This window comes from Kocuria sabuli (assembly GCF_040981185.1).
Lineage (GTDB): Bacteria > Actinomycetota > Actinomycetes > Actinomycetales > Micrococcaceae > Kocuria > Kocuria sabuli.
The window spans coordinates 1-26279 of record NZ_JAVHZE010000010.1 but is presented as its reverse complement, the minus strand read 5'-3'; the positions used below and the strand labels follow the sequence as shown (position 1 = coordinate 26279).

Annotated in this window: 21 protein-coding genes; 11 read left to right on the top strand and 10 right to left on the bottom strand. The window is 70.5% G+C overall.

Annotation, left to right across the window (positions count from 1 at the left end; translation table 11 throughout):
* Positions 1-36 precede the first annotated feature (36 nt).
* The 3 genes from leuA (at position 37) to RE027_RS11060 (ending at position 3433) form a co-directional block, all read left to right on the top strand.
* Positions 37-1782: a 2-isopropylmalate synthase gene (gene leuA, locus RE027_RS11070; protein WP_368808323.1), complete on the top strand. Its 1746-nt coding sequence runs from the start codon at positions 37-39 to the stop codon at positions 1780-1782.
* A 101-nt stretch (positions 1783-1883) separates the two neighbouring features.
* Positions 1884-2636: a DNA repair protein RecO gene (gene recO / locus RE027_RS11065; RefSeq protein WP_368808322.1), complete on the top strand. Its 753-nt coding sequence runs from the start codon at positions 1884-1886 to the stop codon at positions 2634-2636.
* A gap of 2 nt (positions 2637-2638) precedes the next feature.
* Complete coding sequence (locus tag RE027_RS11060) at positions 2639-3433, top strand: isoprenyl transferase (protein ID WP_368808321.1); 795 nt, start codon at positions 2639-2641, stop codon at positions 3431-3433.
* On the opposite strand, the gene RE027_RS11055 is transcribed toward RE027_RS11060, so the two are convergent.
* A complete protein-coding gene (locus RE027_RS11055) occupies positions 3385-4446 on the bottom strand; it encodes an alpha/beta hydrolase (protein WP_368808320.1) in 1062 nt (353 codons plus the stop codon). The genes RE027_RS11060 and RE027_RS11055 overlap by 49 nt on opposite strands.
* A gap of 90 nt (positions 4447-4536) precedes the next feature.
* Here RE027_RS11055 and RE027_RS11050 point away from each other — a divergent pair, with 90 nt between their 5' ends.
* Positions 4537-5616, top strand: a complete 1080-nt coding sequence (locus RE027_RS11050; RefSeq protein ID WP_368808319.1) for a quinone-dependent dihydroorotate dehydrogenase — start codon at positions 4537-4539, stop codon at positions 5614-5616.
* 86 nt (positions 5617-5702) lie between these two features.
* Here RE027_RS11050 and RE027_RS11045 read toward each other — a convergent pair whose 3' ends face one another.
* On the bottom strand, positions 5703-6263 hold the full coding sequence (locus tag RE027_RS11045) for a DUF3043 domain-containing protein (RefSeq protein ID WP_368808318.1): 561 nt from the start codon (positions 6261-6263) through the stop codon (positions 5703-5705).
* A 107-nt stretch (positions 6264-6370) separates the two neighbouring features.
* Between RE027_RS11045 and RE027_RS11040 the strand changes: the two genes are divergently transcribed.
* The 6 genes from RE027_RS11040 to RE027_RS11015 all read left to right on the top strand — a co-directional run bounded on the left by RE027_RS11040 (position 6371) and on the right by RE027_RS11015 (position 12015).
* Positions 6371-7792, top strand: a complete 1422-nt coding sequence (locus RE027_RS11040) for a dipeptidase (protein ID WP_368808317.1) — start codon at positions 6371-6373, stop codon at positions 7790-7792.
* Between the two features lie 85 nt (positions 7793-7877).
* Positions 7878-8249, top strand: a complete 372-nt coding sequence (locus RE027_RS11035; RefSeq protein ID WP_368808316.1) for a HesB/IscA family protein — start codon at positions 7878-7880, stop codon at positions 8247-8249.
* Positions 8250-8500: 251 nt separating this feature from the next.
* Positions 8501-9433: an aa3-type cytochrome oxidase subunit II gene (gene ctaC, locus RE027_RS11030; protein WP_368808315.1), complete on the top strand. Its 933-nt coding sequence runs from the start codon at positions 8501-8503 to the stop codon at positions 9431-9433.
* 9 nt (positions 9434-9442) lie between these two features.
* The gene (ctaD, locus tag RE027_RS11025; RefSeq protein WP_368808314.1) at positions 9443-11155 is read left to right on the top strand and encodes an aa3-type cytochrome oxidase subunit I; all 1713 of its coding nucleotides are present in this window, start codon (positions 9443-9445) and stop codon (positions 11153-11155) included.
* Between the two features lie 2 nt (positions 11156-11157).
* On the top strand, positions 11158-11562 hold the full coding sequence (locus RE027_RS11020; protein ID WP_368808313.1) for a cytochrome c oxidase subunit 4: 405 nt from the start codon (positions 11158-11160) through the stop codon (positions 11560-11562).
* Between the two features lie 207 nt (positions 11563-11769).
* Positions 11770-12015, top strand: coding sequence for a hypothetical protein (locus RE027_RS11015; RefSeq protein WP_368808312.1), 246 nt, complete (start codon positions 11770-11772; stop codon positions 12013-12015).
* Positions 12016-13190: 1175 nt separating this feature from the next.
* On the opposite strand, the gene qcrB is transcribed toward RE027_RS11015, so the two are convergent.
* The 4 genes from qcrB to ctaE form a co-directional block, all read right to left on the bottom strand.
* Positions 13191-14852: a cytochrome bc1 complex cytochrome b subunit gene (gene qcrB / locus RE027_RS11010; RefSeq protein WP_368808311.1), complete on the bottom strand. Its 1662-nt coding sequence runs from the start codon at positions 14850-14852 to the stop codon at positions 13191-13193.
* The gene (gene qcrA, locus RE027_RS11005; RefSeq protein WP_368808310.1) at positions 14852-15946 is read right to left on the bottom strand and encodes a cytochrome bc1 complex Rieske iron-sulfur subunit; all 1095 of its coding nucleotides are present in this window, start codon (positions 15944-15946) and stop codon (positions 14852-14854) included. The genes qcrB and qcrA overlap by 1 nt, the downstream gene beginning before the upstream one ends.
* A 76-nt stretch (positions 15947-16022) precedes the next feature.
* The gene (gene qcrC, locus RE027_RS11000) at positions 16023-16814 is read right to left on the bottom strand and encodes a cytochrome bc1 complex diheme cytochrome c subunit (protein ID WP_368808309.1); all 792 of its coding nucleotides are present in this window, start codon (positions 16812-16814) and stop codon (positions 16023-16025) included.
* A gap of 63 nt (positions 16815-16877) precedes the next feature.
* Complete coding sequence (gene ctaE / locus RE027_RS10995; RefSeq protein WP_368808308.1) at positions 16878-17516, bottom strand: aa3-type cytochrome oxidase subunit III; 639 nt, start codon at positions 17514-17516, stop codon at positions 16878-16880.
* 251 nt (positions 17517-17767) lie between these two features.
* Here ctaE and trpD point away from each other — a divergent pair, with 251 nt between their 5' ends.
* Positions 17768-18826: an anthranilate phosphoribosyltransferase gene (gene trpD / locus RE027_RS10990; RefSeq protein ID WP_368808307.1), complete on the top strand. Its 1059-nt coding sequence runs from the start codon at positions 17768-17770 to the stop codon at positions 18824-18826.
* A gap of 105 nt (positions 18827-18931) precedes the next feature.
* Here trpD and RE027_RS10985 read toward each other — a convergent pair whose 3' ends face one another.
* From RE027_RS10985 to RE027_RS10970, 4 genes are all read right to left on the bottom strand, one after another.
* Positions 18932-19210: an Lrp/AsnC family transcriptional regulator gene (locus RE027_RS10985; RefSeq protein ID WP_368808306.1), complete on the bottom strand. Its 279-nt coding sequence runs from the start codon at positions 19208-19210 to the stop codon at positions 18932-18934.
* 56 nt (positions 19211-19266) lie between these two features.
* Positions 19267-19686, bottom strand: a complete 420-nt coding sequence (locus RE027_RS10980) for a DUF3054 domain-containing protein (protein WP_368808305.1) — start codon at positions 19684-19686, stop codon at positions 19267-19269.
* A gap of 2734 nt (positions 19687-22420) precedes the next feature.
* Positions 22421-22711 (bottom strand): hypothetical protein, encoded by a 291-nt coding sequence (locus tag RE027_RS10975; protein ID WP_368808304.1) that lies wholly within the window; start codon positions 22709-22711, stop codon positions 22421-22423.
* A 1402-nt stretch (positions 22712-24113) separates the two neighbouring features.
* On the bottom strand, positions 24114-24353 hold the full coding sequence (locus RE027_RS10970) for a hypothetical protein (protein ID WP_368808303.1): 240 nt from the start codon (positions 24351-24353) through the stop codon (positions 24114-24116).
* Between the last annotated feature and the right edge of the window lie 1926 nt (positions 24354-26279).

Sequence of the window (26279 nt, the reverse complement as noted above, 5' to 3'; positions counted from 1 at the left end):
CACCCGCAGACGTCTCGAGCAGAACAGGCCCACCCCATGCGCAACTCCCAGCAGCCCTCCGGCATGCCGATCCACAAGTACGTCCCGTACCAGCAGCAGTTCCCGTTCGACATGTCCGACCGCACCTGGCCGGACAAGGTGATCACGGAGGCCCCGCGCTGGTGCGCCGTGGACCTGCGGGACGGCAACCAGGCGCTCATCGATCCCATGAACTCGGACCGCAAGCTCAAGATGTTCGAGCTGCTCGTCCGGATGGGCTACAAGGAGATCGAGGTCGGTTTCCCCTCGGCCTCGCAGACCGACTTCGACTTCGTGCGCCGGCTCATCGAGGAGGACCGGATCCCGGGCGACGTCTCGATCCAGGTCCTGACCCAGTCCCGCGAGCACCTGATCGAGCGCACCTTCGAGGCGATCGACGGCGCCGACCAGGCGATCGTCCACCTCTACAACGCGACCTCCACGCTGCAGCGGCGCGTGGTCTTCGACCAGGACATGGACGGGATCGTCGACATCGCCCTCACGGGGGCCCGGCTGTGCATGAAGTACGAGGAGCAGCTGCGGAACACGTCCGTGACCTACGAGTACTCCCCGGAGTCCTACACCGGCACGGAGCTCGAGTTCGCGGCGCGCATCGCCAACGCCGTGGCCGAGACCTTCGAGATCGGCGGGGACCGGGAGATGATCCTCAACCTGCCCGCGACCGTCGAGATGGCGACCCCCAACGTCTACGCGGACTCCATCGAGTGGATGTGCCGCAACCTCTACGACCGTGACGCCACGGTGGTGTCCCTGCACCCGCACAACGACCGCGGCACCGGGGTCGCCGCGGCCGAGCTGGGCTACCTCGCCGGCGCCGACCGCATCGAGGGCTGCCTGTTCGGCAACGGCGAGCGCACGGGCAACGTCGACCTCGTCACCCTGGGCCTGAACCTGCTGACCCAGGGCGTGGACCCGCAGATCGACTTCTCCGACATCGACGACATCCGGCGCACCGTGGAGTACTGCAACCAGCTGCCCGTGCACGAACGGGCCCCGTACGGCGGTGACCTGGTGTTCACGGCCTTCTCCGGCTCCCACCAGGACGCCATCAAGAAGGGCTTCGACCGGATGGCCCGGGACGCCCAGGAGCAGGACCGCGCCGTGGACGAGCTGCTGTGGGCCGTGCCGTACCTGCCGATCGACCCGAAGGACCTCGGCCGCTCCTACGAGGCCGTGATCCGCGTGAACTCGCAGTCGGGCAAGGGCGGCGTGGCCTACCTGCTCAAGAACGAGCACGGCCTCGACCTGCCGCGCCGGGCCCAGATCGAGTTCTCCCGCGTCGTGCAGGAGCACACCGACACCAGCGGCGGGGAGGTCTCCGGGGCGCAGCTGTGGAAGGTGTTCGCGGACGAGTACCTGCCCACCGCGCAGGAGGGCGGCCACGGCCGCTGGGGCCGCTACCGGATCACGAACATCACCACGACCTCCGAGGAGGACGGGGAGACCACGCTCGAGATCGGCCTGGACGTCGAGGGCGTCCAGCACCACTGCACGGGCCAGGGCAACGGGCCGATCGAGGCCCTGCTCGCGGTCTTCGCCGCGGAGGGCGTGGACGTGCGCGTGCTCGACTACAGCGAGCACGCCCTGTCGGCCGGCGGCGACGCCCAGGCCGCCAGCTACGTCGAGGCGGCCCTGGGCGATCGGGTCCTGTGGGGCGTGGGCATCGACGCGAACACCACCCGGGCCTCCCTCAAGGCGGTCGTCTCGGCTGTGAACCGGGCCGTGCGGGACGCCCAGGCCTGAGCCGCTCCTCCCGCGCCGGCACGGCGGGCCGTCCCGGCAGGGGCGGCCCGCCGCGGGGGCCGGCCGGCCGTGCTGTCCGCCGGGCGTGGGAGAATGGTCGGGTGGCCAGGACGACCTTCGCATCACGCAGCTATCGGGACGACGCCGTGGTCCTGCGCACCTACAAGCTGGGCGAGGCCGACCGGATCGTCGTGCTGCTGACCCGCGACCACGGCCAGGTCCGGGCCGTGGCCAAGGGGGTGCGCCGCACGACCTCCCGCTTCGGCTCCCGGCTCGAGCCGTTCAACGTGGCCGAGCTGCAGCTGGTCACCGGGCGCAACCTCGAGATCGTCTCCCAGGCCCTGGGCAAGCGCGGCTACGGCTCGGTCATCGCCGCCGACTACGGCAAGTACACCGCCGCGGCCGCCATGGCCGAGGCCGCGGAGAAGTTCACCGAGAACGACGACGAGTCCGCGGCCCAGCAGTACCGTCTGCTGGTCGGCGCGCTCTCCGCCCTCGCCCGGGGGCTGCACGAGCCCGGGGCCGTCCTGGACTCCTATCTGCTGCGTGCCGTGGCCACGGCGGGATGGGCCCCGAGCTTCACGGACTGCGCCCGCTGCGGGGCCCCCGGTCCGCACGAGGCGTTCTCGGCGCCGCTCGGCGGTGCCGTGTGCGCCGCCTGCCGCCCGCCCGGGGCCGCGGCCCCGGACCCCGCCACGATGGCGCACCTGTCCGCGCTGCTCACGGGGGACTGGGAGCGCATCGGGGCCGTGGAGACGCGCGCGGCCCGGGCCGCGGCGGGAATCGTGGCCTCCTACGTACAGTGGCACCTTGAGAGGGCCGTCCGGTCCCTGAACCTCGTGGAACGGAGCTGACCATGCCCGGCTTTGCCGCCCCGCCCCCGCACCCCAGCGGCGCCACCGCCCCGCCGATCCCGTCCCGGTTCGTGCCCCGGCACGTGGCCGTGGTGATGGACGGCAACGGCCGGTGGGCCAACCAGCGCGGCCTCCCGCGCAACGAGGGCCACAAGGCCGGGGAGGCGGCGCTCATCGAGGTCATGGCGGGGGCCATCGAGATGGGCATCCCGTACGTGAGCGCCTACGCCTTCTCCACCGAGAACTGGAAGCGCTCCCTCGACGAGGTCACGTTCCTCATGAACTACACCGCCGACGTCATGGAGCGCCAGCTGCCCACCTTCCAGGAGTGGGGCATCCGGATCCGGTGGGCCGGCCGCAGGCCCCGTCTGTGGCGCGCCGTGATCAACCGCCTCGAGGAGGCGGAGCGGGCGACCCGCCACAACGACGTGGTCACCCTCACCATGTGCGTCAACTACGGCGGCCGCGCCGAGATCGCCGACGCCGCCGCCGCCATCGCCGCCGACGCGCAGGCCGGCCGGCTCAATCCGCGCAGCATCGACGAGAGCACGGTGCAGCGCTACCTGGACGAGCCCGACCTGCCGGACGTCGACCTCTTCCTCCGCTCCTCCGGCGAGCAGCGGATCTCGAACTTCCTGCTGTGGCAGTCCGCCTACGCCGAGCTCGTCTTCCAGGACGTCCTGTGGCCGGACGTCGACCGCCGCACGCTGTGGGAGGCCGTGGAGGTCTACGCCCGCCGCGACCGGCGCTACGGCGGGGCCGTGGACCGCGTCGCGGGCCCCGGCGTGTCCGCCTGAGATCCCCCGGGTCCCTCCAGTCCACGCAGCCAGGTGACGAGGTCCCGCTGCGCCGCACGCCGCACCGGACCGCGCGAGAGGTGGACGTCGTGCACCGCGCCCTCGTACGAGCGCAAGGTCACGTCCGGGCCCAGATCCGCCGCGTGCCGCCGGATCTGCTGCACGTCCAGCACGGTGTCGGCCGAGCGCATCCGCTCCGACCACCAGGGCCGGAGACAGGACCGGGCCGAAGTCTGGACCAGCACCGGAACTTGAAGGTTGAGCCCGGCGGAAACCTCACGTTGTGCTTGAAGTACAGCGTTGAGCCAGCCGGGGGTGATGTCGAAGCTGGTCTCGGGCCGCCACCGGGGATCGATCGGCCACTCGCCCTCGGCCCGCTCGCTGATCACCCGGTAGTAGTGGCTGCGCAGCCGGACCCGCACGGCCCGCTCCGGGCGCCGCCGCGCCAGGCGGGCCAGGAGGGGACGGAGCGCGGCACCCACCGCGTCGGAGCCGTGGCTGCCGATCCACGGGGCGTTGAGAGCCAGGCCCGCGAGCCGGCCGGGATGGTGGGCGGCCCACAGGGCCGCGGTGAGACCGCCGGCGGAGTGGCCCATCAGCACCAGTCGGCCGCCCCGTCCGGGGAGCCCGTCCTCGGCCACCAGCCCCAGGGCGGCCGCGATGTCGTCGTCGTAGTCGGCGAGGTCCGTGGTGTGCCCCGGGCTCCCGGCGCCGTCGGCGAGCACCTCGTCGGTGAGGTTGCGGCCGTACCCGTGCAGGTCCAGGGCGTAGAACCCGTACCCCGCCGCAGCGCACGTGCGGGCGAGCTCGGCGTTGAAGAAGTAGTCGGACCAGCCGTGCAGGTACAGCACGGCGCCCCGCAGGGCCCTGGGGGCGCCCCGTCGGTCCTCCGGGCGGTAGCGCACCACCGTGGCCGTCGCGTGCGGGGCCGAGCCGGGGCCCAGCGGTACCGTCCTCGCGCGGAAGCCGGGTCCCAGCACGTCGGGGACCCACGGGTCCGACGGCACGCTCATCCGGTCACCTCCCGCGGGAACTCGTCGCGGCGGTCCCGGGCATCCGTCGGGTCCGCCCGGGCGCAGAGGGCCCTGTGGAAGACTGGGCCCATGCGTTTCTACCCTACGTTCTTCCAGGCCGTCTTCTCCCGGATGGACCCCGAGAAAGCCCACCGGGTGGGCTTCGCGGGGATCCGGGCGGGCCGTGCCGTGCGGCTCAGCACGGCCCTGCGGGTCCGTACCCGCCCCGATCCCGTGCTCGAGGTCCAGGCGCTCGGCCTGCGCTTCCCGTCGCCGTTCGGCCTGGCGGCCGGTTTCGACAAGGGTGCCGAGGGGATCGGGGCCCTGACCGACCTCGGCTTCGGCCACGTCGAGATCGGCACCGTGACCGCCCAGGCGCAGCCGGGCAACCCCCGGCCCCGGCTCTTCCGCCTCGTCGAGGACCGCGCCGTGGTCAACCGGATGGGCTTCAACAACGACGGCGCCGCCGCCGTGGCCCCGCGCCTGGCCGCGGCGCGGCGCGAGCTCGAGGCCGATCACCGCGGCCGCGCGCGGCCCGTGCTGGGCGTGAACATCGGCAAGACCAAGGCGGTCCCGCTCGAGGACGCGGTGGACGACTACCTGCAGAGCACCCGCACGCTCGCCCCCCTGGCCGACTACCTCGTGGTCAACGTGTCCTCGCCCAACACCCCGGGGCTGCGCCAGCTCCAGGAGATCGAGAGCCTGCGGCCCCTGCTCTCGGCCGTGGGCGCGGCGGCCGACGAGGCCGCCGACCGGCACGTGCCACTGCTGGTGAAGATCGCCCCCGATCTCCCCGACGAGGACGTCCTGGCCGTCGCCGACCTCGCGCTGGACCTCGGGCTCGACGGCATCGTGGCCACCAACACCACGATCTCCCGCGAGGGGCTGGTGTCCGACCCCGCCGCGGTCGAGGCGTGCGGGCCCGGCGGGCTCTCCGGGACTCCCGTGCGGCGCCGCTCCCTCGAGGTGCTACGCCTGCTGCACGAGCGGGTGGGGGACCGGCTCGTGCTCGTCTCCGTCGGCGGGGTGAGCACCGCCGAGGACGTGCAGGAGCGTCTGGGCGCCGGGGCCACGCTGGTCCAGGGCTACACGGGCTTCCTCTACGAGGGGCCGTTCTGGGCCCGCAGGATCAACCAGGGGCTCGCGCGCGCGGCACGCCGCCGCGCCTGAGCCCGCGCACGGCAGCGCCCCCCGGCCGAGGGCCCGGGGGGCGCTGCCGTGCGCGCGGTGCCCGCGCGGGAAGTGCCGGTGGACGGTCAGGACGGGCGGTCGCCGCGGGCGACCTGTGGCTTGGGCAGGCGCAGCCGGCGCATCGTGAACCCGCGCATCGCGGCGTACCAGCGCACGCCGGGGTCCACGGTCCCGAACTTCGCCTGCATCGCCTTCTTCATCCGGCCCGTCGACAGGACCGCGTCGACGATGCCCAGGATCATGAGCGCCCAGATGACGTAGACCCCGTAGGTGGCCACGTACTGGAAGGGGAGGAAGAGCACGACCAGCGCCACCAGGGCGATGACCATGAGGAACTCGCCGAGGTTGATCCGCGAGTCCACCCAGTCCCGGGCGAAGCGGCGCTGCGGGCCCTTGTCGCGCGGTCCCAGGTAGCGCTCGTCCCCGGCGGCCATGCCGGCCTGCGCGCGCAGCCGCTGCTCCCGGGCGCTGTCCCGGGACTGCGCCTTCGCGGCCTTGCGGTCCGTCGGCACGAGGGGGCGGCGACGGGCCGCCTCCTGCTCCCGGCGACTGGGCGTCGGCCGGCCCTTGCCCGGGGTCTGCCGCAGGGCGGCCGACGGCTCGGGCCGGGTGGGCTCAGCGGTCACCGAGGTGGAACCCGCACGGTCTGCATCCTTCTTGCGTCCAAACACCCGTCAAGGATAGCCGACGGACCTGCGCCCGCCCGCCGGGACCCGCGCGTAGGCTGGCCGGCATGAACGAGTCGTACCCGTCCGCCCTTCCCGTTCCTGTCGACGCCGTGCGCGCGGCCGTGCACGCCGGCATGCCGAGGACCGTGGCCCAGCTCGTGAAGCTCGTCGCGATCCCCGGGATCGCCTGGGAGTCCTTCGACGCCGCCCACCTCGAGCACAGCGCCGAGGCCGTCGCCGCGGTCCTGGCCGACGCCGGGCTGGAGGAGGTGGAGATCCTCCGGGTGCCCCTCGGGGACGGGCCGGGCCACCCCGCCGTCGTGGCCCGCCGCCGGCCCGCCCCCGGACGCCCCACGGTGCTGCTCTACGCCCACCACGACGTCCAGCCGCCGGGCCGGCGCGAGCTGTGGGACTCCGAGCCGTTCGCCGCCGAGGAGCGCGGCGGCCGCCTGTACGGCCGGGGCGCGGCGGACGACAAGGCCGGGATCATGGCGCACGTGGCCGCGCTGCGGGCCGTGGACGACCAGCTCGGGGAGGACTTCGGGCTGGGCGTGACGGTCTTCGTGGAGGGGGAGGAGGAGGCCGGGTCCCCGTCCTTCCGGGACTTCCTGGAGGCCTACCGGGACCGGCTCGCCGCCGACGTCATCGTGATCGCCGACTCCGCCAACTGGGAGATCGGGGTGCCCGCGCTGACCACGAGCCTGCGGGGCATGGTCGGGGCCGTCGTGGAGCTCTCCGTGCTCGAGCACGCCGTGCACTCGGGACTGTACGGCGGGCCCGTGCTGGACGCCCCCACGCTGCTGTCCCGGCTGATCGCCACCTTCCACGACGACGACGGCGCGGTGGCCGTCGAGGGGCTGCACGCGGAGGACAGCACGGACCTGGTCTACGACGAGGAGCGGTTCCGCGCCGACGCGGCCGTCAGGGACGGCGTCCGGCTGGCCGGGCGCGGCTCCCTCGCGTCGCGGCTCTGGACGCAACCGGCCTTGTCGGTCACGGGAATGGACGTCACGCCGGTCGAGATCGCCGCCAACACCATCGCGCCGTCGGCCCGCGCGAAGATCAGCCTCCGGACCGCCCCCGGGCAGGACCCGGCCGAGGCCGCCGAGGCGCTCCGGCGCCACGTCGAGAAGTACGCCCCGTTCGGCGCGCACGTGCGCTTCGAGCTCGAGGAGACCGGTCAGTCCTTCCGGACCGACATCAACTCCGGGGCGGCCCGGATCGCGCAGTGGGCCCTGGGGGAGGCGTGGGGGCGCCCCGCCGTGCAGACCGGCATCGGCGGGTCCATCCCCTTCACCGCCGACCTGACCGAGCTCTACCCGGACGCCGCCATCCTCATCACGGGCGTCGAGGACCCCGACTCCCGGGCGCACAGCGCCAACGAGTCCCTGCACCTGGCCGAGTTCGAGCGGGCGGTCCTGGCCGAGGCGCTCATGCTCGCGGCCCTCGACGACGCCGCCCGTCACGAGCAGGTCACGCGGGAATGAACCGGGGGCGCCGTCTGTTGTGCACCCTGGTAGACCCACCGCCGGCCCGACCCCGTGCGGTACCCCTCCACAGAAAGTGAGCATCATGAGCGTCACGACCGACAACGGCGCCGCAGTGGACGGCCTCCCGACCCACGGCGTCGACCTGACCGACGTCGCCTCCCAGAAGATCCGCACCCTGCTCGAGCAGGAGGGCCGCACGGACCTCCGCCTGCGCGTGGCCGTGCAGCCGGGCGGCTGCTCGGGTCTCATCTACCAGCTGTACTTCGACGAGCGCGTCCTGGACGGCGACACAGTCCGCGACTTCGGCGGTGTCGAGGTCGTCGTGGACAAGATGAGCGTGCCCTATCTGGAGGGCTCCACCATCGACTTCGAGGACACCATCGCCAAGCAGGGGTTCTCCATCGACAACCCCAACGCGCAGGGCTCCTGCGCGTGCGGCGACTCCTTCCACTGAGCCGTCCCGCCCCGTGCGAGAGGCCCGCCGTCCATCCGGACGGCGGGCCTTTTGCCATTGCGGGACCATGCTCGCGAGGGGCTCCGCGCGGACTCCGGGGGCGCCGCGCGGACGCTGACACTGTGTCACCAGATGTCAGCGACTAGGGGTAAGCTCGGAAGGAAACATTCCACATGACTGTGTCCAGGCTCTGGGAATCGGGGCCTTCGGCGCGCAGACGACGAGCACGAGAAGAAAAGAAAGGGCCGTCTGTGAGTTCGCACACACGAACCGGTAGTCACCGGCGCCGCACGGCAGGGGTGGCCGCGGTCGCCGTCCTGGCCGCAACCGCACTGACCGGTTGCTCCGAGGAGGCGAAGCTCGGGTGGATGCCCACCGAGCGGGGCACCACCGACAACGCCGATATGATCCTCGACCTGTGGATCGGGTCCTGGATCGCGGCTCTCGTCATCGGCCTGGCCGTCTGGGCGCTCATGCTGTGGTGCATCATCGCCTACCGCCGCCGCAGGTACGAGACCGGCTACCCGCGGCAGGTCGCCTACCATGCGCCGCTCGAGGTGTTCTACACCCTGGTCCCCATCGCCATCGTGGGCTCCCTCTTCTTCTTCACGGTCCGCACCCAGGCCGCGATCACCACCCCGCACGAGAACCCGGACGTCGTCGTCCAGGTGTACGGCAAGCAGTGGGCCTGGGACTTCAACTACCTCACGGACGACGTCTGGGACACCGGCATCCAGGGCCACCTGGACGGCGAGGAGGGCGTGCCCGAACGGGTGCCCACCCTGTACCTGCCCGTCGACAGCGACGTCGAGCTCCAGGTGACCTCCCGCGACGTGATCCACTCCTTCTGGGTCCCCGCGTTCCTCGAGAAGGCGGACATGTTCCCCGGGCGCACCAACACCATCAGCATCACCACGGGTCGGGAAGGCGAGTTCTTCGGCAAGTGCGCCGAGTTCTGCGGCGAGTACCACTCCGAGATGCTCTTCAACGTCAACGTGGTCAGCCAGGCCGAGTACGACGCCCACATCCGGTCCCTGCGCGACGCCGGCCAGACCGGGGAGCTGGGTGCGGAGCTCAACCGTGACTCCTATCCGGACCCGGGGGAGGAGTACGTGACCGAGCCCGGCTCGGCCGGGGACTTCCCGGACGTCGACCAGCCGAACAACCTGTCTTCGAACAACTAAGGAGTACCGGTGTCCACTCTCGAGTATTCACGGGACGAGGCAGCCACAGTCGCCCCGCGCGTGGTGCCCCGGTCCAAGGGGCGGATGGTCGTCAACTGGATCACGTCCACCGACCACAAGACGATCGGGTACATGTACCTGATCTCGTCCTTCGTCTTCTTCTGCCTGGCGGGCCTCATGGCCCTGCTGATCCGCGCCGAGCTCTTCGAGCCGGGCATGCAGATCCTGGAGACGAAGGAGCAGTACAACCAGCTGTTCACCATGCACGGCACGCTGATGCTGCTGATGTTCGGCACCCCGTTGTTCGTCGGCTTCGCCAACGTCATCGTCCCCCTGCAGATCGGCGCCCCCGACGTCGCCTTCCCGCGCCTGAACGCCCTGGCGTTCTGGTTCTTCCTGTTCGGCTCGCTCATCGCGACCGCCGGGTTCATCACCCCGCAGGGCGCCGCCTCCTTCGGCTGGTACGCGTACACCCCGCTCTCGAACTCCTCCTTCACCCCGGGCGCCGGCGGTGACCTCTGGGTGTTCGGCCTGGCGCTGTCCGGCTTCGGCACGATCATGGGCGGCGTCAACTTCATCACCACGATCATCTCGATGCGCGCCCCGGGCATGACCGTGTGGCGGATGGGCCTGTTCACCTGGAACACGCTGATCACCTCGCTGCTGGTCATCATGGTGTTCCCCCCGCTGGCCGCGGCCCTCTTCGCCCTGGGCATGGACCGCACCCTCGGCGGGCACATCTTCGACCCGGCCAACGGCGGCGCGGTGCTGTGGCAGCACCTGTTCTGGTTCTTCGGCCACCCCGAGGTCTACGTTCTGGCGCTGCCGTTCTTCGGCATCGTCTCGGAGATCATCCCCGTGTTCTCCCGCAAGCCGCTGTTCGGCTACAAGGGCCTCGTCTTCGCGACCATCACCATCGCGGCTTTGTCCGTGACGGTGTGGGCCCACCACATGTACGTGACCGGCGCGGTGATGCTCAGCTTCTTCGCGTTCATGACGATGATGATCGCCGTGCCCACCGGGGTGAAGTTCTTCAACTGGATCGGCACCATGTGGCAGGGCTCGATCACCTTCGAGACCCCCATGCTGTGGGTGCTCGGCTTCATGTTCACCTTCCTCTTCGGAGGCCTGACCGGCGTGATCCTCGCGTCCCCGCCACTGGACTTCCACCTCAACGACTCCTACTTCGTGGTGGCTCACTTCCACTACGTGGTGTTCGGCACCATCGTGTTCGCCATGTTCGCCGGCTTCTTCTTCTGGTGGCCGAAGTTCACGGGCTACATGCTCAACGAGCGGCTCGGCAAGATCCAGTTCTGGCTGCTGTTCCTGGGCTTCCACATGACCTTCCTCATCCAGCACTGGCTGGGCGTGGACGGGATGCCGCGTCGCTACGCGGACTACCTGCCCGAGGACGGCTTCACCTGGATGCACCAGATCTCCACCGTCGGGGCCATGCTCACCGGTGTGTCGATGATCCCGTTCTTCTGGAACGTCTACATCACCCACCGCAACGGCAAGAAGGTCGAGGTCGACGACCCGTGGGGCTTCGGCGGCTCGCTCGAGTGGGCGACGTCCTGCCCGCCCCCGCGGCACAACTTCACCTCGCTCCCGCGCATCCGCTCCGAGCGCCCGGCGCTCGACCTGCACCACCCGGAGCTGGCGGCGGAGTCCCCGCAGCAGTCCCCGGTCGACGACGGCGCCATCGCCACACGGAAGGGCTGAGCATGAAACTGTCCATCAACCTGTTCCTGCTCCTCGGCGTGTTCTGCTTCATCGCCGCCACGGTGTACGGCTTCCTGACGCGCTTCCAGGAGCTCGTGGGGTTCCCCGGACTGCTGGGCGTCGGCGCCATGTCCTTCATGCTGGCGGTCTACCTGTGGCTCGTGGACCGCAACACCGGGGGCGTCCTGCCCGAGGACAAGCTCGACGGTGAGATCGTCGAGTCGGCCGGCGAGTACGGGCACTTCTCCCCGTGGAGCTGGTGGCCCCTGCTGCTCGGCGTCGGCTGCGCCCTGGCGTTCATCAGCATGGCGATCGACTGGTGGATCCTGATGCTCGCAGCCCCCGTGGCGCTGATGGGTCTGGTCGGTCTGATCTTCGAGCACTCCCGCGGCGAGCACGCCCACTGACCGTCGGCATTCCGCGTCATCGCGCCGAGAGGCCCCGGACACCCACGGTGTCCGGGGCCTCTCCCGTGTCCGGTCCACCGCTGGTCCGACCCGACCGAGGTCCCCGGGCCGTGTCTTCCCATGGGCGCACTCCAGGGGAGCATGCTTCCTCCGGACAGTCCGTCTGTCGGCGTGGGGGCGTCGTGAACCGCCGTGAGGATGAGGAATGTGATCGAGGTCGAGGCGACGTTCCTCCCTGAGCTGTCCATGGTGGAACGTATACAGCCGCACAGCGCCGTCACCGGTGTGACGATGTCCGAGGAGGTGGGTCAGGTGCAGTGCGTGGCCGGGCCGTCGGTGACGATCCCCTGCACCGCTGGACGCGCGCGGATCGCGCAACTGTTCTCGGACGCCACCGGGCCCCTTGTCCTGCCTTGCGCGGGGGAGACGCAGAGCTACCCGGACGACCCCTGACCCCGGAGCAGCTGTGGAGTGAGCTGGTCGACGATCTGGATTCGTATCTCGAGCACCTTTCGCACGCCGACCCGCACCTGCGGCTGGTGGGGGTTCACCGGGACGGGCGGATCGCACGCATCCAGGTCACCAACGACGCGCGGGATCGCACCTCCGGGGTACCTTTCGACAGCCGCGAGATGCCGGCGGCGCTCACAACCGACATCGCGGCCGCCTTCCGGGCGGCATCGGGACCGTGGCAGACGTCCGTCGCCACCCTCGGTCTGTCGACGTCTCGGGCGAGCCGGGGGAGCATTCCGAGGGCTTCGCGCGTGACAGCGACGCCCGCAGCACGGTCCCGCCCCGGGCGGTCGAGGCCGGCTCGTCAGAGCAGAAGACCAGTCCTCGCCACTGCACGGGGATGACGGACCACTCCACGACGCTGCGGCCCTGGTGATCGTGCGCGGCGAGGGCCGGCGGCCGATCGCCGGGGGAGTCGCGTCGCCGCAATGCTCGCCCTGACCGCCGGTACCGGAATGACCGCGGTGATGCCGCAGAACTGCGCGTGAGCGCGGACTGCCCGGTAGGAGCAGGCCTTGTCGGTCTGAAGTCGTTGAGGGCGTGCACCCCGGGCTCACGGATCCGGCGTGACTCACGAGCAGGCGGGACATGAGGTGCGGCGACATCGGGGTGTCCCCGCCGTGCTGCGGGCCACGAGCGCCACCCGGGGCTAGCCTGTCTTTATCGACCAGGGGGCGGAGCCTGGTGGCAAGCCCACGCCGGGAACGGTCGATGGCGTGACCGGCAGCCGGCTCGGGGCACAGATTTGGACGGTTCGACACCTCCCCCTGTGCGACGGATGGGGTCGATGGCGTGCTGGTGGGCACGGGCGATTGTCGAGTCCACCGGGACGGCCCCGTCGATCGGTTTTCTTGGTCGGCCGCGGCCCGAAGAGGGCGGTTCATCGGCTCGAGCCGGAGACGGACAAGGGGCAGTTGGTGGGAGGCGTGAAGCTCCCACTGGCGTTGGCGGAGCTGGGACTGAGCGAGGAGTACGAGGTCGTGGTGCACCCCAGTCTCGCGGGCCACGGACCGACGTCGTTCGCGGGGCTGTCGACGCACAGTGGGGAGCGGGTCGACACGCGACAGGGCCCCGAGAGGAGTTCCTCTCGGGGCCCTGTCAGGCGGGAACGGAACTCAGCGAACGAGTTCCCGGTCCTGGGGACCGGCCGTCACGGCCTCCGCCTCGTGGTGGTGGTGCGCCGCCTCGAGCTCCGCCGGGGTGACGGGAGCGACGCGGTCCTCGAAGAAGAACCGGCTGACCCGCTCACGGGCCTTCTCGATGCCCGTGATCTTGCCCTTGCCGTTCGGCTGGGCCGGCAGTACGTCGTAGTCCGGCATGGCGACCAGTCGGTAGCGCTTGTACTCGTCGAGCGGCTCGTGCACCTCGATGTACTCGCCGTGCGGCAGCTGCTGGACCCGGCCGGTCTCGCGACCGTGCAGCACGATCTCGCGGTCCTTGCGCTGGAGGGCCAGGCAGATGCGACGGGTGATGATGAACCCGAGGATCGGTGCGAGGAAGTACGCGGCCCGCAACCAGTAGATGATGTCGTTGAGCGAAATGTTGAAGTGGGTCGCGATGAGGTCACCGCTGGCCGCGACGAGCATGACGGTGTAGAACGTCACACCGGCCACGCCCATGGCGGTGCGGAAGGGAGCGTTGCGCGGGCGGTCCAGGATGTGGTGCTCTCGGTCGTCCTTCGTGACCCAGCGCTCGATCCACGGCCAGGCGGCCATGAGCCCGAACAGGACCATGATCGGCATCATGGGCAGCAGGACGTTCATGGGGATCGACATGCCCCAGAAGTCCCACTCCCAGTTGAACGGCCAGGTGCCGGGCATCAGGCGCACGGCCCCGTCGGTGAAGCCCATGTACCAGTCGGGCTGGGATCCGGCCTGCACCGGCGAGGGGTCGTACGGGCCGTAGTTCCAGATCGCGTTGATGGTGGTGGTGGCCGCCATCAGCGCCATGATCCCGAACACGATGAAGAAGAAGCCGCCCGCCTTGGCCGCGTAGATCGGGCCGACGGGGAAGCCGACGACGTTGTTCTCGGTGCGGCCCGGGCCGGGGAACTGGGTGTGCTTGTGCACGACGACCATGAACAGGTGCACCACGATCAGCCCGAGGATCGCCGCGGGGATCAGCAGCACGTGGATGATGTAGAGCCGCGCGATGATGTCGTGTCCCGGGAACTCACCGCCGAACAGGAACATCGACATGTAGGCACCCACGAGCGGGATCGCCTTGAGGATCGCGTCGGCGATCCGCAGGCCGTTGCCGGAGAGGACGTCGTCCGGCAGGGAGTAGCCGGAGAAGCCCGCGACGATGGCCAGCAGGAAGAGCCCGACACCGACGAGCCAGTTCAGCTCGCGGGGGCGCCGGAACGCGCCGGTGAAGAACACTCGAAGCATGTGCACGGCCACGGCGGCGGCGAACACCAGCGCGGACCAGTGGTGGATCTGGCGCAGGAACAGCCCACCGCGGATGTCGAAGGAGATGTCGAGGGAGGACGCGTAGGCCGCGGACATCTCGACGCCCTGCATGGGCACGTACGACCCCTCGTACTCGAGCGCGGCCATGGACGGCTCGAACCAGAGCGCCAGGAACGTGCCCGAGAGCAGCAGGATGACGAAGGTGTACAGCGCCACCTCGCCGAACATGAAGGACCAGTGGTCCGGGAAGATCTTCCGGCCGAACTCCTTGACCATCGGCGACATCCCGACCCGGGTGTCGACGAAGTTCGCGATCCGGCCGGTACCGGTCTGCGGCTTGTAGTCAAAATCAGTGGACGTGGACATCAGTTCGCCTCACCCTGCATCTCTTCGACATGGGTCCCCCGCTGGGAGTAGGTCGGGCCGACCGGCTCCAGGAAGTCGCTGCGGGCCACGAGGTAGCCCTCGTCGTCCACGGTGATCGGCAGCTGGGGGAGGGGCCGGGCAGCCGGCCCGAAGATGACCTCGCACTCGTTGGCGAGGTCGAACGTGGACTGGTGGCACGGGCACAGCAGGTGGTGCGTCTGCTGCTCGTAGAGCGCCACCGGGCAGCCGACGTGGGTGCAGACCTTCGAGTAGGCGAAGATGCCGTCGACGTTCCAGTCGGCCTTCTCCGGAGAGACGTTGACGGTCTCCGGGTCGAGGCGCATGAGCAGGACCACGGCCTTGGCCTTCTCGTCCAGGTAGCCCTCGTTGTGCCCGATCGCGCTCAGGTTCTCCGGCACGACGTGGAAGGTGGAGCCCAGCGTGACGTCCGACGCCTTGATGGGAGTGCCGGAGGGGTCACGCACCAGGCGGATCCCCTCGTCCCACAGGGTCTCCTTGAGGACGTCGAGGTCCGTCGGACCCAGGTCCTTGAGCAGCCCGACGAATGGCAGGGGAGCGAGGACGGCCGCGCCGATGAGGGTGTTGCGCAGCAGCGGGCGGCGCTTGATGCCGGACTCGTCGTAGATCGTGGTGAGGATGCTCTGGGCCTCGGCGCGCTGCTCCTCGGTGCGCACCGCGTGCCGGCTCTCGACCAGCTCGTGGTCCGGCATGAGGGTACGGGCCCAATGCACGACGCCGAGGCCGATGCCGAACATGCCGAGCGCGATACCCAGCCCCAGGAGGAGGTTCTGCACCTGCAGCGCCCGGGTCGGCGCCGTGTTCGTGACGTCGTAGATCGGGCCGTCGACGCGGATGCCGAAGTAGCCGACGAAGAACAGGATCGACCCGAGGATCGAGATCAGGAACAGCAGGACGACCTGCCGTTCGGCACGCTTGGCCGCCTGGGCGTCGACATCCGTCAGACGGGGGCGGTGCGGGGGCAGCCCGGGGTCGGGAAAACGCTCCATCGCCGTGGTGCCCGTGGTGGCAACTGTTCCCGACTCGTGGGGAGTGCCGTCACTGTGGCTTCCCATGTGGTCCCTCATTCTTCTCTTGGTGCAGTTGATCGTAGCGAGTGGGTCCGACATCTGCTGTCGGCGCGGCGCAGTGTCAGGCGGAGCGCGAGGTGAGCCAGATGGTGAACCCGATGATGACGGCGAGGCCGATGGTCCAGACGAACAGGCCCTCCGAGACGGGGCCGAGCGCACCCAGGCCGAAGCCGCCCGGGTTGGGGCTCTGCTCGAGGGTCTTCAGGTACGTGATGACGTCGCGCTTCTCCTCGGGGGTGATGTTCGCGTCGTTGAACACGGGCATGTTCTGCGGGCCGGTCTGCATGGCCTCGTAGATGTGCCCCTCCTCGACGCCCATTAGGGACGGGGCGTACTTGCCGCGGGTCAGGGCGCCGCCGGCGCCGGCGGCGTTGTGGCACATCGCGCAGTTGGCGAGGAAGACCTTCGCGCCGTTGGCGGCGTCGCCCTGGGTGACGTCCAGGTACTCCGCCTCCGGCAGGGCCGGGCCGGGGCCGAAGGTGGCCACGTAGCCGGCCATCTGGGCGACTTCCTCGGGGTTGAACTGGGGGGCCTTCTGCGGTGCCTGCGGGCCGTTGGCCTGCATGGGCATGCGCCCGGTGCCCACCTGGAAGTCGACCGCGGCCGCGCCGACGCCGACCAGCGACGGCCCGGACGGGGTTCCCGCCCCGTCGAGACCGTGACAGGTCGAACAGTTCGCGATGAACAGCTTTTCGCCCGCTTCGAGGTCCTGGGCCGAGTAGGACTCGGTCTGGGCCTTGGCCTCGTTGGTGGTGGTGGCGACTGCATAGAGACCACCGCTGAGGAGCAGGGCCAGGACCATCAGTACGAGGACTGCTAGAGGGTGGCGCCGCTGTTGCGAAAGTGCCTTCACGTCAAACGTTCCTTTAACTCGGTGCTGCGTTGGTTTGCTGGGGCGTCCCCGGGACGGCGCGGGCTACTTCAGGAAGTAGACCACGAGGAAGAGGACGATCCAGACGACGTCCACGAAGTGCCAGTAGTAGGACACCACGATGGCCGACGTGGCCTCGTAGTGCCCGAAACGCTTGGCCACGAAGGCGCGACCCATGATGAACAAGAAGGCGATGAGGCCGCCGGTCACGTGCAGGGCGTGGAAGCCCGTGGTGATGTAGAAGGCGGAGCCGTACGAGTTGGCCGGGATGCTGATGCCGTGCGCGACCAGCTCGGCGTACTCGAAGGACTGCACGGCCACGAAGATGGCGCCCATGATGAACGTGAGGGCGAACCACTCGACCATGCCCCACCGGCGCACGTCGAAGACGCCGCCCGCGCGGCGGGGCTGGAGCCGCTCGGCCGCGAAGACGCCGAACTGGCACGTCACCGAGCTCGACACCAGGATGATCGTGTTGATGAGGGCCAGCGGGATGTTCAGCTTGGCAGACTCCTCCGCCCACAGCTCCGGAGAGGTGGAGCGCAGGGTGAAGTACATGGCGAAGAGGCCGGCGAAGAACATCAGCTCGGAGGAGAGCCACACGATGGTGCCCACCGAGGTGAGGTTGGGCCGGTTGATCGACCCGCCTAGCGGCTTGGCTGGGGTATGGGTTGCAGTCGTCACAGAGACATTATGTCGCCAAAACTGCCGGTGGACCAACCAGGATCCGATCGGGCGGTTCGCGTGTCCCGATGCTCGTCCTTGCCCGTGACCAGGCTCGCCGGCGCCGCACCGCTCCGGGGCGCGGAGAAGAGGGTCCGGACCGCGACCCCGGCTCCGGGTTGTGGCATGTATCACACCGACTGCGAGCGACTTCGGCCGGGCGTCACGCGAGCGTTCCGACGTCCGCGAGGCCGGGCGATACGATCGGGAGCGTGAACACGACGACTCCGACGACCGCACCGCACTTCGAGTGGCCCGAGCTGATCACCGCGCTGATCTCGGGGGCCGACCTGACCCGGGAGCAGGCGTACTGGGCCATGGACACCCTCATGTCCGGGGAGGTGCCGGACGTGGTCATCGCGGGTTTCCTCGTCGCCCTGCGGGCCAAGGGTGAGACGGTCGAGGAGCTCACCGGCCTGGCGGACGCCATGGTCGGCCGTGCGCGGCCGGCGGACGTCCCCGGGCCTGCTCTGGACATCGTCGGCACCGGTGGTGACCGGTTGTCCAGCGTGAACATCTCCACGATGTCCGCGCTGGTCTGCGCCGGCGCGGGCGCCAAGGTCGTCAAGCACGGCAACCGCGCGTCGTCGTCGAAGTCCGGGTCCGCGGATGTCCTCGAGGCGCTCGGCGTCCGCCTGGACCAGCCGGTCGAGCTGGTGGAGTCCGCGGCGCAGCACGTCGGCATCACCTTCCTGTTCGCCCAGACCTTCCACCCGTCGATGCGGTTCGTGGCCGCCGCGCGCGCGCAGCTTCGCGTGGCCACGACCTTCAACGTCCTCGGACCCATGACGAATCCGGCGCGGGTCGAGGCGTCGGCGATCGGCGTGGCCGACCGCTCTCTGGCCCCGCTGATCGCCGGGGTCTTCGCGGCCCGCGGGCATCGCGCCCTCGTCTTCCGCGGCGGCGACGGTCTGGACGAGCTGACCGTCACGGCGCCCTCCGAGGTCTGGGAGGTGCGCGGCGGCACGGTCGAGCGGCACGACGTCGAGCCTCTGGACCACGGCATGCCGCGAGCCCGCATCGAGGACCTACGCGGCCAGGACGCGCAGTACAATGCCCGGGTCGTCGAACAGGTGCTGGCGGGGGAGAAGGGGCACGTGCGCAATGCCGTCCTGCTCAACTCGGCCGCGGGCCTGATGGCCTACGAGCCGACGGCGGACGGTTCCTTCGACGACCGCATGGCCGCCGCGGTCCGCCGGGCCGAGGAGGCCATCGACAGCGGCGCGGCGCGCGACGTCCTGGACCGCTGGATCGCCCACACGACCCGCTGAGCGCAGCCCGTCGGACAGGACCGACGACGACGGAGGCCGGTGAGCAGCCCGCTCACCGGCCTCCTGCTGTCCCGGGGTGCACCGCGCCGCGACCGACCGGGTCCCTCAGTCGATGCCGAGTGAGAACGCGGCCTCGAGGTCGTGCTTGCTGTAGGTGCGGAAGGCGATGTTGGTGTTCGTGCCCACGACGCCGTCGACCTTGGAGAGCCGGTCGGCGATGACGTCCGCGAGATCCTCGTGCCGATGGACGCGCACCATGGCGATCAGGTCCCAGTCGCCGGTCACGGAGTACACCTCGCTGATGCCGGCGATGCCGGAGATCTCTTCGGCGACCTCGGGGATCCTGTCGGCGGAGGTCTTGATGAGGACGATGGCAGTGAGCATGGGAGGCCTTTCTCGGGACGGAGCCGGCCGGGGCCGGGGGGGGGGGAACGGGACGGTCAGCCGGTACGACGACGGGATCGGGCCGCGCGCACCAGGAGCGCCAGGCAGCGGGGACCCAGGAGGAAGACGGCGAGCACCACGAGCGTCACGAGCACGAAGCTGGGCGCCGTGCCCTCTCCGACGAGCACCCGCAGGCCCATTCCGACGGCCACGGTGGTCAGCCACAGGGCGATTCCCCGCGGCCACGGGGCGAAAGGAGCTCGGTGCACCTGCCAGGCGGCCCAGCCCAGAAGAAGTCCGGCGAGGAACGGCCAGGCCGTCTCCAGCACGCCGGCCGGGTCCAGGGCATGGGCATTGCGGCCGAGGCTCGCGAACAGGAGGACGAGGAGCACATCGACGGTCAGGGCGGCGGGCCAGGTGGTCGAGCGGGCCCTGATCCGAGCGGACGACGGGGCGGAGGGGGCCGAGATGGGCATATTGGCAGTCTAGTGGGGTGCGGGAAGGCCCGGCCGGAGGTCTCGGTGCCGGGTGCGTGCGGGCCGCGGAAGAGGTGGTTTGGTCACTGTGGGGTGGGGCGTTGTTCGTAGGCTTCGGGGACGGATGCGCGGAGGGGTCCGAAGCCCGAGAGCTCGGTGAAGGAGCAGTTGCGGGCCGGCTTGTGCCTGGCTGGTATCTTGCCGGTGCTGTCGCGGGTGATGGAGAGCTCCGTGATGGCTTTTCTGTGCTCCCTGGCGTTGAGTTTCGTGGTCTCGGGGCTGTGGCGGCAACGGACGCTTCTGCGGCGGGCCGCGGATCCATGGGGTGATCGGGAACCGCCTGCGGCGTAGTCCATCGGGCCTGTGGCGGAGTGGTTGCGGTGCTGGCGGTGACGCTGATGGGCGCGGGTCTGGCCGTGGTGTTGTTCGTGGCTGTGCTGGCCGGTGTTCCCACTGTTCGTGCCGGGCTGGTTGGGTGTCCCACTGGTGGGCCCGGTGTGGTGGCCGCGGCGCTGGGGGTGTGCTGGTGGTGGTGGTGGTGTGGGGGTGGTTGCCCCCTGCTGGTTGGAGTGGTCCTGAGCATGTGGGGCTGCCGGTCCTGGCCCGGGGGGGCTGGTCGGGGGTCTGCTGGCGATCGCTCTGGCCGGGGCGTTCACCGGGGGCTGGGTGGATACTTGGGTCGTGGCCGGGCGCTGCCGGGTCCGGATCACGGCCGCGGTCCTGCCCCGGGGCGCTGCCCTAGGGCGCTGGATCGGGGTGGGACGCTTCGCGTTGGTTGTTGTCGGGCTCGCCGGTGGAGCGGTGCCTGTGGAGGAGGTCTTCGTGATTCCTGGGCTGGGCTGGGCCCTGTGGGGGGTGGCTTCCGGGACATTCCTGTCCTGCAGGGTGGTGTGCTGGTGTTCCTGGTCCTGGTCGGGGTCTGTGGTGGGTTGGCGGCGGTGGTCCGTGGGCATCTGGTGGGCCCGTCCGCTCGCACGGGGGACTTGCCCGTGCCTGGTCCCTTAATCAGCCGGGGATGGTTGTGGTGGGAGGTTCCGGTGCGCTCGGGGGTCGTGTTGTTGATCTTGATCGGGGCCGGGTGGTTCCGGGACTCCTATACCTGCGTTCGGGTGTGGTTGGAAGCGCCCTCGGTGGCGTGACCGTTGGGGGCGGATGCTTTCCGGGGGGTGTGTGCTGGCCCGGGGTGGGCCATGGTGCGGTGGATACCTTGGGGCTGGTCCTGGTGGTCGCGGCGTGGCTGGTGATCGGTGTGGTCCTGGGACTCAGCGGGGTGTGGTCCACCGGGCCGGTGGAGGTTCCCACCGCGGCCCCACCGATCATCGCCGGCATCCGGGTGGGGGTCGTGGCCGGTCCCTTGGCGGCTGGGGCCGTCATGCTGGTGAGCTGGGCGCGGTTGCCCGCTCACATCGCCGCGCTGGTCGCCGAGATCTCCGCCGGGCCCGATGTGCGGGTGCTGCCTCTGTTGGGCGTGGGCCGGGTTCGGGTGCTGGTCGGGACGGTCCTGCCCACCTTGTGGCCCGAGGTGGCCCGTCGTGCCGTGCTGCCTCTGCTCGGCACGGCTGTGGCCATCGCCGGTCTCGGGTGCCTGGGCCCGCAGCCGGCAGCCCCCGGCGCCGGAGTGGGGGCTGCTGGGCGAGGGCATCCACTACGTCGAACGCGCCCGGTGGGCGGTGGGTGGTCTCGCTGCGGCCTTGGTGCTGGCCTCGGTGCTGGTGGTCTCGCTCTCCCGCGCCGAGACCGCCCGCCGGCCGGTTCCCGTACCGGACTTCCGGTTCCCGTACCGGACTTCCGGTTCCCGTACCGGACTTCCGGTTCCCGTACCGGACTTCCGGTTCCCGTACCGGATTCCCCGGCGCCGGTCGTCAGGTCGCCTCCGGAGGCTTTGGCCGGTCGTTGAGTCCAGCACCTACCAGTGGGTGGGGTCGTGCCGGGCTTCCGGTGCGAGCCCGTGCCTCTGGCCCATGGGTGCTTCAGGTCTGCGCAGAGGGCCCTGGTGCCAGCCCGATCGGTGTTGTTGCTGACCCGCCCCGGGCTCAGCTCTGGGGTGTCTTGGTGCGGGGTGCTCCTCGTGGATCACGAAGGGCGGTGGGGGTGGTGAGGTCGTGTCCGGTGGTGTGGGCCGGTGGTGGTTTGTGTCGGCGCTTGCCGGGTGCGGGCACCCCACGGTGGTGAGTGGTGTGTGGTGCCCCTTGTGTGGGAGGTGTGGTGGTGTCGCGGGCTGGTGGTTGCGGGTTGGGGTGGACCAGTGGGTGCGGGAGGACTCGAAGAGGTGTATCAGCCCTGCGCCCACGGGGGGCGGGTGCGCTCGCGGTCTCAGTGCTGGGTCAGGCGTTGTCGTAGTCCGGTGCGGGGGGTGTCGAATCGGTCGGGGTCCAGGGATCCCGGGCGGGCAGCCTCATCGGATCTGCGGGGTGGCGGTCTGGTCCGGGGACAGTGGGGTGGTCCGGGCGGACCGGGATCCGTGTGGTCTGCTCGCTGAGCTCGCTGAGCTCGGCGTGGTGCTCCGCGAGCTTCCCGTGGTGCTGGTGGAGCCGGTCGAGGGTGTTCTCGGCCCCGGTACGGGGGTCTTCTGCGCGCTCTGCCGAGCCTCGCCCAGTTCCTCCTGCCGGGATCCCAGGGCGGCAGTGGCCAGTAGGTCGTTGTCGGCCAGTTCCGGGGGTCGTGGGTCCTTCACCGGCTGGATCCGGTGTTCCACCTCGTCCGCCTCGTCCCTCTCGTCCCTCTCGGGGGAGGGTCACTGCGTGTCCTGGGGGTGCTGCTCGGCCTGTGCGCGCGCTCGCGGCCGGGTCGGTTGCTCGGTGAGCTGGGTCTGGTGGTGGGCCCAGCGGTGGGCTTGGTGGCCCAGGGGGTGCTGTTGCTCGGTGCGCTCTTGGTGCCGGAGGGTGCGCGAGAAGCCGATGACGGATCTCTGGTCGCGGTTCCAGCTGCGGGAACCGCGCTGATCGTGGTGGGTCTGGTGGTGGTGGGTCTGGTGGTGCACGGTGATCTGTCGATCGGTGTCTTCGCGCTCCTCGGGGTGGCCCACGCGCAGCGCGTCGGTGTCCGGGGGACCGGGCGCGGGCCTGGACCCAGCCGCTGATGGGGGTCCTGGCCGATGAGCTGGTCCGAGATCCGGTGCCGGTCCGCGTGTAGCTGCCGGTGAGGGGCCCGGTGTGGAAGGCCACGCGCACGGGCAGCTCCACCGGGGTCGATGCTTCGGCTGGAGTCCTTCGGGCGGTGTTCGTCGATCAGCAAGCATGGTGGCCGGTAAGGCGGAGGTGAGCTCCACTGTCCGGCGCTGCTGCTGTTGTTCTGGCGCTCCTGCTGTTGTTCCGGGGGCAGGTCGATCGGTTTCCCGTGGAAGGGCCGTTGCTGGGCGGGGATGCCGGTGGCTTCGGTGATCTGCTGCCGCACCTGGGGGGATGAGGGAGGGGGCCGGCCTTGGCCGGGTGGCCCGGGGGCGTCTGTTCGTCCTGGAGCTGCCGGATCTTTTCCTCCAGTGGGTACAACCCGTGCTGGGCGGGGCCTGGGACTGGTCCTCCAGCCGCTGAAGGGCGGGATCGAGGCGATTCTGGAAGGTGCCGGTGGTGGTGGCGGTGTTCTGGTGGGCCGGGGCGGATGAGCACCTGCAGCGCCCGCGCTGCCCGGGTTCCCTCCCCGTGGTCCTGCCGGGTCTGCCAGGTGGTGTGGAGATGTTCCAGGCGGTCTCTGCGGTGCTCGCGCAGCGGGTGCTCGACGGCGCCCAGGTCCTCCTGGGCCCGGGGGGAGCCCACCACGGGCCTCGCGCACCTGCTGCCGGGTCTGCTCCTGCTGCTGGGTCTGCTCCTGCTGCTGGGTCTGCTCCTGCTGCTGGGTCTGCTCCTGCTGCTGGGTCTGCTCCTGCTGCTGGGTCTGGCGCACCTGCTGCTGGACACTGCGGTGTCCAGCAGTGCCCGTTCGGTGCGGTACTGCCACAGCACAAAACGGGGGTGTCCCCGCCTTGGTGCGCCCTCGTTCAGGTGTCGATCGCCTCCGCCTGCTCGTGGGTCTGCTGGTCGTTGTGCTGCAGGCCCGGGGAGGGCCTCCCGGGCCCGGACCTGCTGTGTCTCCGTGTCCAGGCCGGGGCAGGAGGCGTGGCGGTCTTCGAAGTGCTGGAGCCGGTGCTCGGCGCGGGCGTCGGTGGCCGGGCCGGGGCAGGACCCTCCTGTTGGAGAGGCTCTCCCCGGTCTCCGTCTGCTGATCGGCCTGGGGGCGCATCAGCAGGCTCAGAGCCTGCTCCCCGTCCCCGTCGGCGCCGATGCCCAGGCCCCGGGGGTGCAGCCTCGGGGCGAAGGAAGCGGGCGGGTGAAGCGTCGGTGTCCCAGACTCCCACCCCGGGCGGCTGGGTCTGCAGCGCCTGGGTGTCGCACCTGGTGGGGTCCGGCCCGCCAGGTGCGGCGGCTCCACGGCACCGTCGCCGGTGGTCGTCTTCAGGGTGATCCCCGGTGCGCGTGGCCCCGCCGGGGGAGCAAGCACAGGCACAGGGCGGTGCAGCGGCGCCCAGGTCGTTGACGAAGGTCATGGCCAGCCCCGGTGGGCTGGTCGCGCTCCCGCAGCAGCTCGTGGCGCAGCAGCTCGTGGCGCAGCAGCTCGTGGCGCAGCAGCTCGTGGCGCAGCAGCTCGTGGTGCAGCAGTTCGGTGCCGGGCGGGCGGGTCGAAGTCGTCCTCACCGATCCGGCGTTCCTTCCTGGCGGAGGTCCTGAAGAATCCGCCGGTGCACCGCCACAGAGGGCTCCTCCACCGGCTGGACGCCACCGGGCAGCTGCTCGATCCGATCCACCACATCGGCATACCCGTCCCCCCCATCCGCTCCTCACCAGCCCGTAACACCTCACGCCCGGCCGGTCCAGCGCTCGCGCTCGCCGGCAGGCCGGGCGAGTTGATGGTCCAGGCCACGGATGCGGTCCTCCCGGTCCGGGGTGGGCTCCCATGGCCTCGTGGCCGGACCGTGTCCAGAATGGTGGACAGGGGCTCGCTGATCAGCGCCCGGTGGTGGCTCAGGCCCTCCCCCCGGTCAGCGCCTCCCCAGCAGGGGAGCTCCACGAGTGCTCCTCCTCGTCGGTGTCCCCGTCATCGGGGGAGAGCCACGGATCCTTCATCCACCGCCGGCACAAGCTGCGCCCGGTCTGCCCCGCGGGGACAACCTCCACCCCGGGCCCAGCTCCGCCAGGTAGGTCTCTACCGGGGTGGGCAGCAGCTGGGCGGGGATGTTCCTGCGGTGCTGCCCGAAGGAGGACCGCAAGACGGTCAGCACGAACGGGGCCCCCGTGCCCCTCCCACAGCCCCAGCGTGGGCCTGCCCCGGGCTTGACGGGCCCGGGCGAACTCATCGTGGAGAGAACCCACGACGACGCCCCCGCCGGTACACCGCACCACCAGGGGCGGGCCTGGCTGAGGGCAGCTGCGACCTCCCGATGCGCCCGGCCGGGCAGCGCGGGCGCCGAGGAGAACCGGGCGAGGAAAAAAGTGAGGTGCACACGCGGGATCGCTGTCCATCGCACAGGGCCACCAGAGGACACCACGACGCAACCGTCGCCGGCCCCGAGATCTCCACCGGAATCCAGCACCACCCCGGGCGGCAGGCCCCGGGCCCAGCCGATGACCCCAACCCTCCCCGGACAGCGACAGCGCAGTGACCTCCCCGCGCCGCCGAGGCCACCGACCGCTCCGCCCAGCACCGGACCCCCGATGTCGCACAACCGACCCCGGCACCATCGCCCTCACCACCCCGGCAGCGACAGCTGTGCTGGAGACCAGCAGCGTCTGCCTGCTTCGCCCCGGGCTCGCCCTGCTTCGCCCCGCGCTCGCGGGCCGGGTCACTGAGACCTGGTCTCATCACCTGGCTTGTCGAGTGGTCCCCCCCCGGTGGACCACGACGTGGGTGGGGCTGATCGGGCACCAGTGATGGAGTTCCGGAGCTGTTTCCTGCCTCCTCACCGGTGATGCTGGATCTGCTGGCAGCTGCCGTGAGCGCCGTTGGGCTGGTGCCGGTGATCGTTGGATACGGGGGAATGGTCGCTGTGGTGGCCACGGCTGTGATGGCCTCTGCGTTCTGGTGGCTGTCGTCCTTTCCGGCGGTCGTGGGCCTGGAAGCGGAGTCCGTGGCGATCCGGTACGGCCGGGATCTTCGGCCGGCCGGTTCCTTGCGCCCGGATGACCGGGGTACGGGAGAGCTCGGCCAAGGGGCTTTGTCACCGGGTGGGAGGGGGGTGTCGGTGCCAGGGGCACCGGGTGTCTGGTCGGCGGGCCCGCAGCGCGCAGAGGCGCCACGCCCAGGGCGGTGCTGGTCTTCACCGACCCACCGCATCGGTTGGTGGAGGTCCAACAGCGCATCGTGGGTCACCGGGAGGGCGATGCACCCCAGCTGTGGTTCTCAGAGCCGGTCTGAGGCCATCGGCTAGCTGCGGGTGATCCACGCGGTCGGGGATCTTCTCGAGCGAGGCGGCGGCTCATGGTCCAGTCGCAGTGGGGCTAGGGGTTCCGCCCGGGGGGGGGGGGGGGGGGGGGGGGGCGCCCCCCGGGGGAAGGACGGTGCGTGGTGACCGCATTTTAGAAAAGCGGCACAAAACGCCCTTGAGGCGCCCGCGGGGGGAGCGG

Excerpts from the sequence above, each read along its gene's own strand:
- leuA (WP_368808323.1), top strand. The coding sequence starts at position 37 with ATGCGCAACTCCCAGCAGCCCTCCGGCATGCCGATCCACAAGTACGTC.
- RE027_RS11060 (WP_368808321.1), top strand. The coding sequence starts at position 2,639 with ATGCCCGGCTTTGCCGCCCCGCCCCCGCACCCCAGCGGCGCCACCGCC.
- RE027_RS11055 (WP_368808320.1), bottom strand. The coding sequence starts at position 4,446 with ATGAGCGTGCCGTCGGACCCGTGGGTCCCCGACGTGCTGGGACCCGGC.
- RE027_RS11050 (WP_368808319.1), top strand. The coding sequence starts at position 4,537 with ATGCGTTTCTACCCTACGTTCTTCCAGGCCGTCTTCTCCCGGATGGAC.
- RE027_RS11040 (WP_368808317.1), top strand. The coding sequence starts at position 6,371 with ATGAACGAGTCGTACCCGTCCGCCCTTCCCGTTCCTGTCGACGCCGTG.
- RE027_RS11035 (WP_368808316.1), top strand. The coding sequence starts at position 7,878 with ATGAGCGTCACGACCGACAACGGCGCCGCAGTGGACGGCCTCCCGACC.
- RE027_RS11020 (WP_368808313.1), top strand. The coding sequence starts at position 11,158 with ATGAAACTGTCCATCAACCTGTTCCTGCTCCTCGGCGTGTTCTGCTTC.
- qcrB (WP_368808311.1), bottom strand. The coding sequence starts at position 14,852 with ATGTCCACGTCCACTGATTTTGACTACAAGCCGCAGACCGGTACCGGC.
- qcrA (WP_368808310.1), bottom strand. The coding sequence starts at position 15,946 with ATGGGAAGCCACAGTGACGGCACTCCCCACGAGTCGGGAACAGTTGCC.
- RE027_RS10985 (WP_368808306.1), bottom strand. The coding sequence starts at position 19,210 with ATGCTCACTGCCATCGTCCTCATCAAGACCTCCGCCGACAGGATCCCC.
- RE027_RS10980 (WP_368808305.1), bottom strand. The coding sequence starts at position 19,686 with ATGCCCATCTCGGCCCCCTCCGCCCCGTCGTCCGCTCGGATCAGGGCC.